The following is a 15,418-nucleotide window of genomic DNA, read 5'->3' as shown; positions in this document are numbered from 1 at the left end:
CGCGCCGGGCTCGCCATTGGCTACCGCCAACGGCGGGGCGCGAGGAAACGGGACGCCGACGTCGGCCCCAATGTCGGCAACGTGCACGGAGATCCCATGGCAGCCAGGTACAGGCGCCCGATTCTCGGATGGTTGATGGCCGCGCAGGTTGCTATGCTCGGTGCGCTGTCCGGCCTGGGATGGCTTCTGGGAAGCCCGGGAGACGCGGTCTCGATCCTGCTGGGTGGCGGCGTGGCGCTGATCGCCAACGGCTACTTCGCCTGGCGAATGTTTCGTCACCGGGGCGGCCGCCAAGCGCGCCGGATGGTGAGCGGCCTCTATCGTGCGGAGGCGGGTAAGTTTGGTTTGACGGTGGCTCTGTTCGCGGTGGTGTTCATCGCAGTGCCCCCCTCAAATCATGCTTTATTCTTTGGCGTTTATGTGGTGATGCTGTTCGTTCACTGGCTGGCCGCCTGGCTGGGCACGCGACCATTACCCCACTGAAATCGAGGCAGCTCATGGCAGGCAATAACCCGACTCCTGTGGAGTATATCCAGCACCATCTGCAAAACCTGACATATGGCTACCACCCCGAGAACGGCTGGTCCATTGCGCACTCCGCTGCCGAGGCTCAGGACATGGGGTTCTGGGCCATTCACCTGGATACCATGGGCTGGTCGCTGGCCATGGGCGCGCTGTTCATCTGGCTGTTCCGCAAGGTTGGCAAGGCCGCGACCACCGGCGTGCCCGGCAAGCTGCAGAACGCCATCGAGATGGTCTTCGAGTTCATCGAATCCACCGTACGCGGCGCCTTCAAGGGCAAGAACCCGCTGATCGCCCCGATCGCGCTGACGCTGTTCGTGTGGATCTTCCTGATGAACCTGCTCAAGCTGGTGCCGGTTGATTTCGCGCCCGCCCTGTTCGCCCGCTTCGGGGTCGAGTACATGAAGCTCGTGCCGACCACCGACCCCAATGCCACCCTGGGCATGGCGCTGGGCGTGTTCTGCCTGATCATCTATTACAGCATCAAGGTCAAGGGCCTCGGTGGTTTCGCCAAGGAGCTGTCGCTGACGCCCTTCAACCACTGGCTGCTGATCCCCTTCAACCTGGTGATGGAAATCATCGGCCTGCTCGTCAAGCCGCTCAGCCTTGGCCTGCGTCTCTTCGGTAACATGTTTGCCGGCGAGGTGATCTTCATCCTGATCGCCCTGCTGCCGTTCTGGGTGTCCTGGACCCTCAACGTTCCCTGGGCCATCTTCCACATCCTGGTCATCACCTTGCAGGCGTTCATCTTCACCGTGCTGACGGTGGTTTACCTGAACGCTGCTCACGAGCATCACTGAATCGCGTAATACCCGATAAACCCTTGAAACTTAACCTCAACTCGTAAGGAGTATCATCATGGAACTCGTCTACATCGCCGCTTCCCTCATGATCGGCCTGGGCGCTCTGGGTACTGGCATCGGCTTCGCTCTGCTGGGCGGCAAGCTGCTCGAGACCACCGCTCGCCAGCCGGAGCTGGGCAACCAGCTGCAGACCAAGACCTTCCTGATGGCCGGCCTGCTGGACGCCGTGCCGATGATCGGCGTTGGTATCGCGATGTACCTGATCTTCGTCGTCGCCGGCTAACGATTGGCATACCGAGCGCGCTGCGCTCGGTTTGCTTGTTTCCGGTCGCCACGAATCTGTCAGAGGTACGCCCCTGTGAATATCAACATGACGCTTATCGGACAGATGATCGCCTTCGCGATCTTCGTCTGGTTTTGCACCAAGTACGTGTGGCCGCCGATCAGCAATGCGCTCCATGAGCGCCAGAAGAAGATCGCCGATGGCCTGGATGCTGCCAGCCGTGCTTCTCGCGACCTCGAACTGGCCGAACAGCAGGCCAGCGAGACCCTGCGTGAAAGCAAGGAGCAAGCGGCCGAAATCCTGGAGCAGGCCCACAAGCGGTCCACCCAGATGATCGACGAGGCGCGTGATCAGGCCCGCCTGGAAGGCGAGCGCATGATCGCCCAGGCCAAGTCCGAGATCGACCAGGAAGTGAACCGCGCGAAGGAAGAGCTGCGTGGCCAGGTCTCGCGGCTCGCCATCGTCGGCGCCGAGCGGGTCCTGGAAGCCTCCATCGACGAGAAGCAGCACGGCAAGCTCGTTGACCAACTTGCCGAAGAGCTTTGAGGAGGAGGTGACCCATGGCGGAACTGTCTACCGTCGCTCGCCCCTACGCCAAGGCGGCCTTCGAACACGCCGTCGGACGTAAGGCGCTCGAGGACTGGTCCGGCATGCTCACCACCGTGGCGCATGTCGTCGAAGACGACGACATGCGCCGTCGAGTGCTGGGCAACCCGCGACTCTCCAGCGCACAGAAGGTGGATGCGATCGTCGAGATCTGCGGCGATGCCGTCGACGACGACGTGCGCAACTTCCTGCGTCTGGTCGGCCAGCAGGGTCGCCTGACGGCCCTGCCGGTCATCGCCGAGCAATTCGAGCTGCTCAAGGCCCAGGAGGAGAAGCGCATGGACGTCGACATCGTCTCTGCCTTCCCGCTGGACGAAGCGCAGCAGGACAAGCTCGCGAGCGCGCTGGCCAAGCGTCTGAACCGCGAAATCTCCATTACCACTCAGGTGGATTCCACCCTCCTGGGAGGCGTCATCCTGCGCGCCGGCGACACCGTCATCGACGGGTCGGTGCGCGGTCGACTGAACCGCCTCCACGAGGCCCTTTCCGCCTGAGTCTGAGGGACATGGCATGCAGCAACTGAATCCTTCCGAGATCAGCGACATCATCAAGCAGCGTATCGAGAAGCTGGATGTCGCGACCGAAGCCCGCAACCAGGGCACCATCGTCAGCGTGTCTGACGGTATCGTGCAGATCCACGGCCTCACCGACGCGATGTTCGGCGAGATGATCGAGTTCCCCGGCGGCATCTACGGCATGACGCTGAACCTCGAGCGCGACAGCGTCGGCGCCGTGGTGCTGGGCGACTACCTGCAGCTCGAAGAGGGCATGACCGCCCAGTGCACCGGCCGCATCCTCGAGGTGCCGGTGGGCCCCGAGCTGCGCGGTCGCGTGGTCGATGCCCTGGGTAACCCGATCGACGGCAAGGGCGACCTCGGCACCGACAAGACCGACGCGGTGGAAAAGGTCGCCCCGGGCGTCATCACCCGTCAGTCCGTCGACCAGCCGATCCAGACCGGCTTCAAGTCCATCGACGCCATGGTGCCGATCGGCCGCGGCCAGCGTGAGCTGATCATCGGCGACCGCCAGATCGGCAAGACCGCGATCGCCATCGACGCGATCATCAACCAGAAAGGCACCGGCGTCACCTGTGTCTACGTGGCCATCGGTCAGAAGCAGTCGACCATCGCCAACGTGGTGCGCAAGCTCGAAGAGCACGGCGCCATGGAGCACACCATCGTGGTCGCCGCCGGCGCCGCCGATCCGGCCCCGATGCAGTTCCTGGCCGCCTACTCCGGCTGCACCATGGGCGAGTACTTCCGCGACCGCGGTGAAGACGCCATGATCGTCTATGACGATCTGTCCAAGCAGGCCGTGGCCTATCGTCAGGTCTCCCTGCTGCTGCGTCGTCCGCCGGGCCGTGAAGCCTTCCCGGGTGACGTCTTCTATCTCCACTCCCGTCTGCTCGAGCGCGCCGCGCGCGTCAACGCCGACTACGTCGAGAAGTTCACCGACGGCGAAGTCAAGGGCAAGACCGGCTCGCTGACCGCGCTGCCGATCATCGAGACCCAGGGTGGCGACGTCTCCGCGTTCGTTCCGACCAACGTGATCTCCATCACCGACGGTCAGATCTTCCTCGAGACCGATCTGTTCAACTCGGGCATCCGTCCGGCCATCAACGCCGGTCTCTCGGTGTCTCGTGTCGGTGGCTCCGCCCAGACCAAGATCGTCAAGAAGCTCGGCGGCAGCGTGCGTCTGGCCCTGGCCCAGTACCGTGAGCTGGCGGCCTTCGCCCAGTTCGCCTCCGACCTGGACGAGGCCACCCGCAAGCAGCTGGAGCACGGTCAGCGCGTCACCGAGCTGATGAAGCAGAACCAGTACGCGCCGATGTCCGTGGCCGAGATGGCCGTCTCCCTGTACGCCGCCAACGAGGGCTACCTGGAAGACGTCGAGGTCAGCAAGGTGCTGGACTTCGAGCGTGCCCTGCAGGACTACATGAAGGCCGAGCACGCCGAGCTGCTCGACAAGATCAATGAGTCCGGCGACTACAGCGACGACATCAAGAGCGGCCTCAAGGCCGGTCTCGACAAGTTCAAGGCCACTCAGAGCTGGTGACCCCGCCGGCCCGCTCCTCCCGGGGAGCGGGCCCTGGAGCTTTCTGAGGGCCACGAACGGAGTAGATCGCTATGGCAGCTGCAAAAGAGATACGCACCAAGATCGGCAGCATCAAGAACACGCAGAAGATCACCAGTGCCATGGAGATGGTCGCTGCGTCGAAGATGCGCAAGGCGCAGGACCGGATGAAGGCCAGCCAGCCCTACGCCCAGCAGATCCGCAAGGTGGTCGGCCACGTCGCCGACGCCAACCCCGAGTACAAGCATCCGTGGATGCTGGATCGCGAGGTCAAGCGGGTCGGCTACATCGTGGTGTCGAGTGACCGCGGCCTGTGCGGTGGCCTGAACGTCAACATGTTCAAGGCCGTCGTCAAGGAGGCCAAGGCCTGGCGCGACAGTGGCGCCGAGCTGGATTTCTGCGCATTGGGCAGCAAGGCCACCCACTTCTTCCGCAAGTATGGCGGCAGCCTGGTCGCGGCCAAGAGCGGCCTGGGCGAAGCGCCGGAAGCCGACGAGCTGATCGGCAGCGTGAAGGTGATGCTGGACGCTTACGACGAGGGCAAGCTGGATCGTCTGTACGTGGTGTTCAACGAATTCGTCAACACCATGACGCAGAAGCCGGTGGTTCGCCAACTGCTGCCCCTGTCGCCCGAGATGGGTGCCGAAGAGCAGAACGAAGAAAACAAGCGTCCCGGAAACTGGGACTACCTGTATGAGCCGGATGCCAAGGAGCTGCTGGACAGCTTGCTCGTGCGTTTCGTCGAGGCGCAGGTCTATCAGGCGGTGGTCGAGAACGTGGCCTGCGAACAGGCCGCGCGGATGATCGCCATGAAGAGCGCCACCGATAATGCCGGCAATCTGATCGACGACCTGGAGCTGGTGTACAACAAGGCCCGTCAGGCGGCCATTACCCAGGAAATCTCCGAGATCGTCGGTGGCGCCGCCGCCGTATAACGCCGAGGAAGGGCGAATCCCTTCCGGCAACCGGGTTTCATTTGCAGGTATTTGAGAGGAACCAAGATGAGCGGACGTATCGTACAAATCATCGGCGCGGTGATTGACGTAGAGTTTCCGCGGGACGATGTTCCCAAGGTCTACGACGCGCTGAAGGTCTCGGATGCCGAGACCGTTCTCGAAGTCCAGCAGCAGCTGGGCGACGGCGTGGTGCGCACCATCGCCATGGGCTCCACCGAGGGCCTCAAGCGTGGCATGGACGTCACCAACACCCAGGCCGCCATCTCCGTGCCGGTCGGCAAGGAGACCCTGGGTCGGATCATGAACGTGCTCGGCGAGCCCATCGACGAGGCGGGCGAGATCGGCGAAGAAGAGCGCATGCCGATCCACCGCAAGGCACCGGGTTATGCCGACCAGGCGGCCACCAGCGAGCTGCTGGAGACCGGCATCAAGGTCATCGACCTGGTGTGCCCGTTCGCCAAGGGCGGCAAGGTCGGCCTGTTCGGCGGCGCCGGTGTCGGCAAGACCGTCAACATGATGGAGCTGATCCGCAACATCGCCACCGAGCACAGCGGTTACTCCGTGTTCGCCGGTGTCGGTGAGCGTACCCGTGAGGGCAACGACTTCTATCACGAGATGCAGGAGTCCAACGTTCTCGACAAGGTGTCGCTGGTCTACGGCCAGATGAACGAGCCGCCCGGGAACCGTCTGCGCGTGGCCCTGACCGGCCTGACCATTGCCGAGAAGTTCCGCGATGAAGGCCGCGACGTGCTGCTGTTCGTCGACAACATCTATCGCTACACCCTGGCCGGTACCGAGGTGTCCGCACTGCTGGGCCGCATGCCCTCCGCGGTGGGTTACCAGCCGACCCTGGCCGAGGAGATGGGCGTCCTGCAGGAGCGCATCACCTCCACCAAGACCGGCTCCATCACCTCCGTGCAGGCGGTGTACGTGCCCGCGGACGACCTGACCGACCCGTCCCCGGCCACCACCTTCTCGCACCTCGACGCGACCGTGGTACTGGCGCGTTCCATCGCCGAGCTGGGTATCTACCCGGCCATCGACCCGCTGGATTCCACCTCTCGTCAGCTGGATCCGCTGGTCGTCGGCGAGGAGCACTACAAGACCGCTCGCGGCGTGCAGGGCGTGCTGCAGCGCTACAAGGAGCTCAAGGACATCATCGCCATCCTGGGCATGGACGAGCTGTCCGACGAGGACAAGCTGGCCGTGTCCCGGGCGCGTAAGATCCAGCGCTTCCTGTCGCAGCCGTTCTTCGTCGCCGAGGTCTTCACCGGCGCCCCCGGCAAGTACGTGTCGCTGAAGGAAACCATCCGTGGCTTCCAGGGCATCCTCGACGGCGAGTACGACGAGCTGCCGGAGCAGGCCTTCTACATGGTCGGCACCATCGACGAGGCCGTCGAGAAAGCCAACCAGATGAAGTAATCCCTCCACCTGGGAGACGTCATCATGACGAAAACCTTCAAGTGCGAGATCGTCAGCGCCGAGGCGTCGATCTTCTCCGGCGAAGCCGAGCATGTCGTGGCAGCCGGTCGCGCGGGGGATCTCGGGGTGTTGGCGGGGCACACGCCGCTGCTCACCGAACTGGCCCCCGGCCCGGTGCGCATCGTCCGTGGCGGAGGTGAAGAGGATCACTTCTACGTCTCGGGCGGCTTCCTCGAGGTCCAGCCCGAGGTCGTCACCGTGCTCGCCGATACCGCCGTGCGCGCCGACGACCTGGACGAGGCCGCCGCCGAGGAGGCCCGCCAGCAGGCCCTCAAGGCGATGCAGGACAAGTCCGCCGAGATGGACTACACCCGCGCCACGGCCGAACTGGCCGAGGCTGCGGCCCAGCTGCGGACCATCCAGCAGCTGCGTCGCAAGGTGGGTCGCAGCGGCTAAGGTCGCGCCACGCCCCGTGCGATGAAAGCGCCCCCCGACTGAGTCGGGGGGCGCTTTTTTTGGTCGGCAGGCGGGGCGATGGCCGCGGGAAGGCTCTTCGAGGCTCAGCCGTCGGCGTCGGTATGGATGGTCGTCTCGACCGAGAGGCCGACCTTGAGCCGGTCGAGCCCGGGCTGATCCGGTTCGATGGCGATGCGCACCGGCAGGCGCTGGACGATCTTGGTGAAGTTCCCCGAGGCATCGTCGTGGGAGATCGGCGAGAAGGTGGTGCCGGTGGCCGGGGCGAGGCTGTCGACGTGGCCCTCGAGCGTCATCCCGGGATAGGCATCCACCGAGATCGTCACCGGCTGGCCGACGCGAACCTCGGTGATCTCGACCTCCCGATAGTTGGCGGTGACGTAGATCGCATCGGTCGGCACGATCGCCATCAGCGCCCCGCCGGCCTCGGTCCAGGCGCCGACGCGACCGGCCTGTTCGGCCACGATGCCGTCTCTAGGCGCCGCCACCCGGGTATGAGACAGCGAGAGACGGGCCTGCTCACGCTCGGCCCGGGCCTGGGCCAGCGTCGCCTGCGCACTCGCCCGCCGCGCTTCCAGGACCTGAGTCTGATGACGCACGTCGTCCAGGCTGGCCTGGTCCGCCTGGCGGCGGGCGTCCAGTGCCGAGGCGTTGGCGGCGGCCTGCTGGGCGTTCTGCTGCGAGGCATTGCCGTCATGACGCAGGCGGCGGTAGCGCTCGGCGTCGAGGCGGGCGTAGTCGACGTTGGCGATGTCCTCGTCCACCACGGCCTGGGCGTGGCGAATTCGAGACGGCTGCCTGGCCAGTTCGGCCTCGATCTCCGCCAGCCTGGCCTGCGCCGACGCCACCCGGGCCTCGGCGGCATCGACGGCGGCACGATAGTCGCGCGGGTCGATGTCGATCAGGGCGTCGCCTCGCGACACCGTCTCGTGATCCTCGACGTGCACGGCGACTATATCGCCGGCGACGCGCGGCGAGATGACCGTGTAGTCGGCATCCAGCTTGGCATTGTTGGTCCAGGCTCGGCCGTCGCTCATCCACCAGGGGGCGGTCAGGAAGGCGCCCCCCAGGGTCACGCACAGCAGCGCGGCGGCGCCGATGAGGCGTGGGGCGAGGGAGCGGGAAGGGGCTTGGGGCGTCTGGGTATCGGTCATATCGGTCGGGGGCGGTTGAACCGCGGTGCGTGGGTGCGTTTGGGCAGCAGGCAGAGCGGCACCAGCAGCAGGGCCAGCAGCGCCATCAGGCGCCAGGCATCGGCATAGGCCAGGACCGTCGCCTGCGCATCGATTCGTTCATGAAGCTGCAGCAAGGCCTCGCCGCCTGGGCCTCCCATGGGCCAGTTCAACGCCTCGCGGCCGTGGCCGCTCAGCGGCGCCGACTGCATCAGCGAGAAGCGCATCGTGCCCAGCCGTTCCATCAGGGCATGGGCGTGGCGATCGATGGCGACCGCGAGGTAGTGCCCGATGAGGCCGCCGGCCACCGGACCGGCCAGCGCCCGGGAGGTGTTGATCGTCGCCGAGGCGAAGGGGCCTTCCATGGGATCGACGACCGCCGTGGCGGTCATCAGCAGGCCGACCACGACCATGGACTGTCCGATCGCGAAGACCACCTGGGCGACGTAGAACTGCTCCCGCATCCACGCCAGGGTGACGTGGCTGTTCGACCAGCTGGCCGCTGCCATCAGCAGCAGCCCCGATGCCATGATCCAGCGCGAGTCGATGCGCTCGACATTCAACACCAAGGCCGCGAGCGGCAGGATCATCAGCGGCGGCAGCGCGACGGCCAGCGTCACCGGCAGGCTCTGCAGCGGGCGATAGCCCTGGACCTCGGCGAGAAACTCGGCGGGCAGGGAGGCGCTGGAGGCGCTCAGGGCGATCACCCCGACCAGCATGCAGACGCCGAAGCCGAAATTGACGCGTCTGAGCAGTTGCGGACGGATCAGCGGCGCAGGCCCGAACGCACAGCGCCACAGGAACAGGGGCAGCAGCACCAGGCTGGCCAGGGCCAGCCCGCGGATCCGCGGCGAGTGAAGCCAGTCCAGGCGCTCGCCCTGGGCGAACAGGGTCACGACGCTGGCACACAGTGCCCAGCCCAGCCCCCAGCCGAGCCAGTCGAACTGCCGCCAGCGCGCCAGGCGCAGCGGATCCTGCGGCAGGCCATGGAGGATCAGCCCCGACGCCACCAGGCACAGCGGCAGGACCGCCCAGAACACGAAGCCGATGCCCGGACCGTGGTGGGCCCAGGCGACCACGGGCATGGCGATGTTGGGCGCGAAGGTGGCCGTCAGGCCGTAGGCGGCGAGGCCGAACAGCTTGAGCGCCGGGGTCAGGAAGCGCAGGGCGACCATCATCAGCAGCGGGATGAGAAAGCCCGTGGTGAGCCCCTGACACCAGCGCAGCATCAGCAGCAGCGAGCGCGACTCGGTGGCGGCGCAGGCCAGCCCGAGCAGGCCCAGCGAGACGGCGGCCACGGCGGCGAAGCGGCGTACCGAGAAGGTCATGGCCAGCCACGGCGCGACCAGCATGCCCATGGCGGCACCGATACTGTAGAGGGTGGTAAACCAGCTGCCTTGATCGACACTGTATCCGAAGGCGCCGCGGACATCCGCCAGGGCCAGCGAGGTCGCTTCCTGGTTGATATCCGCGCCGATACAGGCCAGCAGCATGCCTACCAGCCCGAGGACAAGTCGCAGGGACATCGAACGCTCTGGCGGTGGGGATAGTGGCGCGGTGAGGGGGCCGCGAAGGAGCGCACACGCTACCGGCACAAGTTGACTATGTCAATTTGTGCCGGTGGCAGGATCCGAGAGTCCCGCGTGTGCAGGGGCGGGCGCGCTCAGTCGGCGGTGCGGTCCACGTTCTCCAGCATGCGCTGCAGCAGGGCGTTGAGCTGCGTGACTTCCTCGGGCGCGAAGCCCGACAGCGCCTGGCTCGCCAGTTCGCCACGGGCCGCCTCCAGCCGCGAGAAGAGGCGCTGGCCTTCCTCGGTCAGCGCCGCCTGGGTGATGCGCCGCGGGGTGGAGCTGCCGCTGCGGCGGATCAATGCCTGCTGCTCGAGCTGCTTGAAGGCGCGTGCCACCTGGCCCTTGTCATGTCCGCGTCGCTGCAGCAGCTGCTGCTGGTTGTGCGCCGGGAACCGGCCCACGATGGACAGCACCCGCAACAGGAATGGCGGCAGCTCGATGCCTTCGCGGCGCGCCAGTTCACTCAGGCGGGCGCGGCTGGTGAAGCCGAGTTCGGCCAGCGTGTCGAGAATCCTGCGTTCCATTCCTGTCGTCCTCCCTGCATCGATGCCAGGCCGATCGGTGCCTGCGTCGGTCAAGGATACAGCGATCCGTGTCCCGACCTCATCCCTTCCCGGCGGCGCCTCCAGGGGCGCCGCCGAAGCTGACGCCTTCCACGCCCTGTGCGATGATGACGCCCCTTCTCGTTCGCGCTGGCACAGGGAGGATCAGACCATGCCACTCAGCGATGCCCTGAATCGCCACAAGGAAGGCCTGCTCGCCGCCCTGGAGGTCGACGACCGTGAGCGCCTGGGCACCCTGCTGCCGGAGCTTCGCTCCGCGGACATCGCCGAAATTCTCCAGGACCTGCTCGAGAGCGAGCATGAACTGCGCGCGCGCGCGCTGCTGGACTGCCTGCCGTTGGAACGGCGTGCCAGCGTCATGGGCCATCTGCACGGCGAGGAGCAGCTGGCGATCGCCGCGGGCATGGGCGACGACCGCCTCCAGGCGGTGCTCGAGGAGATGGGCGGCGACGAGCGCGCCGACCTGTTCAAGGCGCTCGACGACGATCGCCGCGAGGCGCTGCTGCGGCGTATGGCCCACCAGGAGCGCGAGGAACTCAAGCGCCTGGCGAGCTATGAGGAAGGCACCGCCGGCGCCCTGATGACCTCCGACTACGTGGCCATTCCCGCCGGCATGACCGTTTCCCGGGCGATGATGCGCGTGCGCCAGACCGCCCCGGACGCCGAGACGGTCTACCAGCTCTACGTGATCGACCCCGAGGGGCGCCTGGCCGGTACCATGTCGCTGCGTCAGCTGATGGTGGCGCGCCCCGGCGCCCGGGTCGACGACATGATGATCCACGACGTCATCCACACCTCGGTGGACACGCCCCAGGAAGAAGTGGCGCGGATCGTGGCTCGCTACGATCTGCTGGCCCTGCCGGTGGTCGACGAGATGCGTCGCCTGGTCGGCATCGTCACCCACGACGACGCCCTGGACGTGGTGGAATCCGAGGCCACCGAGGACTTCCACAAGGGGATGTCGATCGGCGCCCTGGAGGATGGCGTCAGCCGGGTACCGCTGTGGAGCCTGTATCGCAAGCGGGTGACCTGGCTGGTGCTGCTGGTATTCGGCAACCTGCTGTCCGGCGCGGGTATCGCCCACTACGAGGCGACCATCTCGGCCCAGGTGGCGCTGGTGTTCTTCCTGCCGCTGCTGATCGGCAGCGGCGGTAACGCCGGCGCCCAGGCCGCGACCCTGACGGTGCGCGGCCTGGCGACCGGCGACGTCGGGGTGCGCGACTGGGGCAAGCTGTTCGGTCGCGAGCTGCTGGTGGCCGGTTCGCTGGGGCTGACCATGGCGCTCGCCGTGGCGCCTATCGGCGTGTTTCGCGGCGGCGAGGCGGTGGCCATGGTGGTGGCGGTCAGCATGATCGCCATCGTGTTGTTCGGCAGCCTGCTCGGCATGTGCCTGCCGTTCGTGCTCGATCGCTTGGGCTGGGACCCGGCGACCGCCTCGGCGCCGCTGGTGACGACCCTGATCGACGCCTCCGGGGTGCTGATCTACTTTGGCATCGCCACCATGGTATTGCCGGTCGGATAAAAAACGCCCAAGCCGGGGAACGTCGACGCGTCGCCAGGGTCCTTAGGCCTTGATTTACCAAGCTACTTACCGTTTTTGCTGATAGAGACCCCGCCCATGGAATGGCTACAGATCGTCGTGCTCTCCCTCGTTCAAGGATTGAGCGAGTTCCTGCCCGTCTCCAGCTCCGCGCACCTGATCCTGGTACCGGTCTTCTCCGACTGGCCCGACCAGGGCCTGGCCTTCGACGTGGCCCTGCACCTGGGCAGCCTGGCGGCGGTGGTGCTCTACTTCCGCCACGAGCTGGTGACCATGACGGCCAGCTGGGGGCGCAGCGTCGCTGGCCGCGGCACCGACGACGACGCCCGCCTGGCCTGGTGGGTGATCCTGGCGACCATCCCGGTGGCGGTGGTGGGCCTGGCGTTCGAGGATGTCATCTCGGAGGTGATGCGCTCGCCGTTGGTGCTGGCCGGCGGGTTGATCGTGTTCGGCGTGGTACTGGGGATCGCCGACTGGCGCCATCGCGGCACGCGCAGCGAGTACCGGATGAGCGTCCGCGATGCCCTGTGGATCGGTCTGGCTCAGGCCCTGGCGCTGATTCCCGGCACCTCGCGCTCGGGCATCACCATGACCGCGGCGCTGATGCTCGGCCTGTCCCGCGAGGCGGCGGCTCGCTTCTCCTTCCTGCTGTCGATCCCGGTGATCGTGCTGGCCGGCGGCCTGGAGGCCCTGGGCCTGGCCCAGGACGAGGTCCCGGTGGCCTGGGGCGACCTGGCGGCGGGCACGGTGCTGTCCGGCATCAGCGCCTACCTGTGCATTCATTTCTTCCTGGTCTTCATCCGCCGCATCGGCATGCAGCCCTTCGTGGTCTATCGGCTGATATTGGGTGTGGCCCTGATCTGGCTGTTCGGTTGAAGAAGCACTTATTTACCTGTTGGAGGACTCATGCCACTCCCACGTTTTCTCTTCGCCTTCCTGACGCTTGTGCTGGCCGCCCTGCTGGCCGGCTGTTCCGAGCGCACGCTCGAGACGCCGGTCACGCTCGAGGGCGATATATTCGGCACCTTCTATCAGGTGACGCTGGCGGATCCGATCACCGCCGAACGCCGCGATGCGCTGGAGTCAGGCATCCTCGACGAGCTCGAGGCCGTCGATGCCTCGATGTCCACCTACCGTGACGACGCCGAACTGGTGGCCTTCGACCACGCGCCGCTGGGCGAATGGCAGACGCTCTCCGCGCCGCTGATCGAGGTGCTGTCGATCGCCCATCGGGTGGGGGAGGCCAGCAACGGCGCCTTCGACGTCACCGTGGGCGGCCTGGTCAACCTGTGGAGCTTCGGCCCCGAGGCGCGGCCGCGCGAGGTGCCGGACGATGCCCTGATCGAGCAGCGCCTCGCCGAGATCGGCATGGAGACCCTGGAGATCGATGCGGAGCAGCGCCGTGCGCGGCGCCTGAAGGACGTGTTCGTCGACCTCTCCGGCGTGGCCAAGGGCTATGCCACGGATCGGGTGGCGGCCTACCTGGCCGACCAGGGCCTCGACAACTACCTGGTCAACATCGGTGGCGAACTCGAGGTGGCCGGCCATCGCGACGCCGAGGCCGAGCCCTGGCGCATCGGCGTGGAGCTGCCCCGCGACGGCCGGCCCCAGGCCAAGTATGTACTGCCGCTGGAGGATACCTCGGTGGCCACCTCCGGCGACTATCGCAACTACTTCGAGGAAGACGGCCGGCGCTATTCGCACACCATCGACCCGCGTACCGGTCGGCCGATCCGCCATCGCATGGCCTCGGTGACCGTGGTGGATGACTCGAATGCCCGCGCCGACGCCTGGGCCACCGCCATGTCGGTGCTCGGCGAGCAGGAAGGCATGGCGGTGGCCGTCGACCATGACCTGGCGGTGCTGATGCTGGTGCGCAACGCCGCCGATGACGACTGGCTGAGCGTGGCGAGCCCGGCCTTCGCCGAGCGCTTCGGTCGCGACAGGCTCGCGGAGATGGGCGTCAGGGTGGTCGGCGAGACCACCGCCGGCATGGCAGGCGAGGCCCCCTAGGCACTAGAATGGCCCGATTCAACGATTGATCGACAAGGAGTCCCGATGAGCCTCGACGTGGTGATACTGGCGGCCGGGCAGGGTACCCGGATGCGTTCGACCCTGCCCAAGGTGCTGCATCGCCTGGCCGGCCGCCCCCTGGTGCGTCATGTGATCGACACCGCCGCCGGCCTCGAGGCCGATCGCACCCACGTGGTGGTGGGCCATGGCGCCGACCGCGTACGCGAGGCGCTGTCCGACTGCCCGGTGCGCTTTGCCCGTCAGACCGAGCAGAAGGGCACCGGCCACGCCGTGGCCCAAACGCTCGATCACCTCGGTGACGGCAAGGTGCTGGTGCTCTATGGCGACGTGCCGCTGACTCGCCGCGAGACCCTGCGCGACCTGCTGGCGCGGGTCGACGAGCAGCACATGGGCCTGCTCACCGTGACCCTCGACGATCCCACCGGCTACGGTCGCATCCTGCGCGACGAGGCCGGCGAGGCGGTGGCCATCGTCGAGCACAAGGATGCCTCTGAGGCCGAGCGCACGGTGCGCGAGTGCAACACCGGTATCATGGCCATGACCGCCGCCCAGCTGCGCCGCTGGCTGCCGCAGCTGTCCGCCGACAACGCCCAGAGCGAATACTATCTGACCGACGTCATCGCCATGGCCGCCGCCGAGGGCGTGAAGATCGCCACCGCCCAGCCGGCCCGGGCGCTGGAGGTCGAGGGCGTCAACAACCGTCTGCAGATGGCTCAGCTCGAGCGCGCCCACCAGCGCGACATCGCCGAGTCGCTGATGACCGCCGGCGTGGCCCTGGCCGATCCCGCGCGCCTCGACGTGCGCGGCACCCTGACCTGCGGTCACGATGTCGAGATCGACGTGGGCTGCGTGTTCGAGGGCGATGTCGAGCTGGGCGAGGGCGTGCGCATCGGTCCCTACTGCGTGATCCGCGACAGCCACGTGGGGGCCGAGAGCGAGATCGAAGCCCACAGCGTGCTCGAGGGCGCCGTGGTGGCCGGTCACAACCGCATCGGGCCCTTCGCCCGGCTGCGTCCCGGCTCGCGCCTGGCGGTGGGCGCCAAGGTCGGCAACTTCGTCGAGACCAAGAACGCCGAGGTGGGCGAAGGCAGCAAGATCAATCACCTGAGCTATGTGGGCGACGCCCGGCTGGGGCGCGACGTCAACGTCGGCGCGGGCACCATCACCTGCAACTACGACGGCGCCAACAAGCACCGTACCGAGATCGACGACGGGGCCTTCATCGGCTCCAACACCGCCCTGGTGGCGCCGATGCGCGTCGGCCGTGGCGCCACCGTGGGCGCCGGCTCGACCCTGAGCCGCGACGTGGCGGACGACAGCCTGGCGGTGAGCCGCGGACGCCTGATCAGCAAGGAAGACTGGCAGCGGCCGGTCAAGAAAGACGACCTCTAAGGAGCGA

16 protein-coding genes are annotated in these 15,418 nt (G+C 66.7%); 13 read left to right on the top strand and 3 right to left on the bottom strand.

The window, feature by feature from the left end; translation table 11 throughout:
* Nucleotides 1–96 precede the first annotated feature (96 nt).
* The 9 genes from C9J49_RS12415 (at nucleotide 97) to C9J49_RS12375 (ending at nucleotide 7,121) form a co-directional block, all read left to right on the top strand.
* Nucleotides 97–483: an ATP synthase subunit I gene (locus C9J49_RS12415; RefSeq protein ID WP_107181739.1), complete on the top strand. Its 387-nt coding sequence runs from the start codon at nucleotides 97–99 to the stop codon at nucleotides 481–483.
* Nucleotides 484–497: 14 nt separating this feature from the next.
* Nucleotides 498–1,322: a F0F1 ATP synthase subunit A gene (gene atpB, locus C9J49_RS12410; protein ID WP_035594500.1), complete on the top strand. Its 825-nt coding sequence runs from the start codon at nucleotides 498–500 to the stop codon at nucleotides 1,320–1,322.
* Nucleotides 1,323–1,380: 58 nt separating this feature from the next.
* Nucleotides 1,381–1,608 carry a F0F1 ATP synthase subunit C gene (atpE, locus tag C9J49_RS12405; protein WP_016854214.1) on the top strand — a complete coding sequence of 76 codons (228 nt, stop codon included), beginning with the start codon at nucleotides 1,381–1,383 and terminating at the stop codon, nucleotides 1,606–1,608.
* Between the two features lie 75 nt (nucleotides 1,609–1,683).
* Entirely contained in the window at nucleotides 1,684–2,154 is a 471-nt protein-coding gene (locus C9J49_RS12400; RefSeq protein WP_107181740.1) for a F0F1 ATP synthase subunit B, read from the top strand.
* 14 nt (nucleotides 2,155–2,168) lie between these two features.
* A complete protein-coding gene (locus tag C9J49_RS12395; protein ID WP_035594498.1) occupies nucleotides 2,169–2,708 on the top strand; it encodes a F0F1 ATP synthase subunit delta in 540 nt (179 codons plus the stop codon).
* A gap of 16 nt (nucleotides 2,709–2,724) precedes the next feature.
* Nucleotides 2,725–4,269, top strand: a complete 1,545-nt coding sequence (gene atpA / locus C9J49_RS12390; protein WP_035594496.1) for a F0F1 ATP synthase subunit alpha — start codon at nucleotides 2,725–2,727, stop codon at nucleotides 4,267–4,269.
* A 71-nt stretch (nucleotides 4,270–4,340) separates the two neighbouring features.
* The gene (gene atpG, locus C9J49_RS12385; protein ID WP_046078867.1) at nucleotides 4,341–5,222 is read left to right on the top strand and encodes a F0F1 ATP synthase subunit gamma; all 882 of its coding nucleotides are present in this window, start codon (nucleotides 4,341–4,343) and stop codon (nucleotides 5,220–5,222) included.
* Nucleotides 5,223–5,288: 66 nt separating this feature from the next.
* On the top strand, nucleotides 5,289–6,665 hold the full coding sequence (atpD, locus tag C9J49_RS12380; protein WP_016854219.1) for a F0F1 ATP synthase subunit beta: 1,377 nt from the start codon (nucleotides 5,289–5,291) through the stop codon (nucleotides 6,663–6,665).
* Nucleotides 6,666–6,689: 24 nt separating this feature from the next.
* Nucleotides 6,690–7,121 carry a F0F1 ATP synthase subunit epsilon gene (locus C9J49_RS12375; protein ID WP_035594491.1) on the top strand — a complete coding sequence of 144 codons (432 nt, stop codon included), beginning with the start codon at nucleotides 6,690–6,692 and terminating at the stop codon, nucleotides 7,119–7,121.
* Between the two features lie 104 nt (nucleotides 7,122–7,225).
* On the opposite strand, the gene C9J49_RS12370 is transcribed toward C9J49_RS12375, so the two are convergent.
* The 3 genes from C9J49_RS12370 to C9J49_RS12360 form a co-directional block, all read right to left on the bottom strand.
* A complete protein-coding gene (locus C9J49_RS12370; protein ID WP_107181741.1) occupies nucleotides 7,226–8,293 on the bottom strand; it encodes an HlyD family secretion protein in 1,068 nt (355 codons plus the stop codon).
* The gene (locus C9J49_RS12365) at nucleotides 8,290–9,837 is read right to left on the bottom strand and encodes an MFS transporter (RefSeq protein ID WP_107181742.1); all 1,548 of its coding nucleotides are present in this window, start codon (nucleotides 9,835–9,837) and stop codon (nucleotides 8,290–8,292) included. The genes C9J49_RS12370 and C9J49_RS12365 overlap by 4 nt, the downstream gene beginning before the upstream one ends.
* 137 nt (nucleotides 9,838–9,974) lie before the next feature.
* Nucleotides 9,975–10,406: a MarR family winged helix-turn-helix transcriptional regulator gene (locus C9J49_RS12360; protein ID WP_052719324.1), complete on the bottom strand. Its 432-nt coding sequence runs from the start codon at nucleotides 10,404–10,406 to the stop codon at nucleotides 9,975–9,977.
* A gap of 190 nt (nucleotides 10,407–10,596) precedes the next feature.
* Here C9J49_RS12360 and mgtE point away from each other — a divergent pair, with 190 nt between their 5' ends.
* From mgtE to glmU, 4 genes are all read left to right on the top strand, one after another.
* Nucleotides 10,597–11,967 (top strand): magnesium transporter, encoded by a 1,371-nt coding sequence (gene mgtE / locus C9J49_RS12355; protein ID WP_035594486.1) that lies wholly within the window; start codon nucleotides 10,597–10,599, stop codon nucleotides 11,965–11,967.
* 96 nt (nucleotides 11,968–12,063) lie between these two features.
* Nucleotides 12,064–12,861: an undecaprenyl-diphosphate phosphatase gene (locus tag C9J49_RS12350; protein ID WP_046078865.1), complete on the top strand. Its 798-nt coding sequence runs from the start codon at nucleotides 12,064–12,066 to the stop codon at nucleotides 12,859–12,861.
* 30 nt (nucleotides 12,862–12,891) lie between these two features.
* A complete protein-coding gene (locus C9J49_RS12345) occupies nucleotides 12,892–13,998 on the top strand; it encodes an FAD:protein FMN transferase (protein ID WP_107181743.1) in 1,107 nt (368 codons plus the stop codon).
* Between the two features lie 45 nt (nucleotides 13,999–14,043).
* On the top strand, nucleotides 14,044–15,411 hold the full coding sequence (gene glmU / locus C9J49_RS12340) for a bifunctional UDP-N-acetylglucosamine diphosphorylase/glucosamine-1-phosphate N-acetyltransferase GlmU (RefSeq protein WP_046078863.1): 1,368 nt from the start codon (nucleotides 14,044–14,046) through the stop codon (nucleotides 15,409–15,411).
* The last annotated feature ends 7 nt before the right edge of the window (nucleotides 15,412–15,418 follow it).

The organism is Halomonas sp. SL1 (genome assembly GCF_003030865.2).
In the GTDB taxonomy this organism is placed as follows: domain Bacteria; phylum Pseudomonadota; class Gammaproteobacteria; order Pseudomonadales; family Halomonadaceae; genus Halomonas; species Halomonas halophila.
This window is presented reverse-complemented; position numbering and strand designations above follow the sequence as displayed.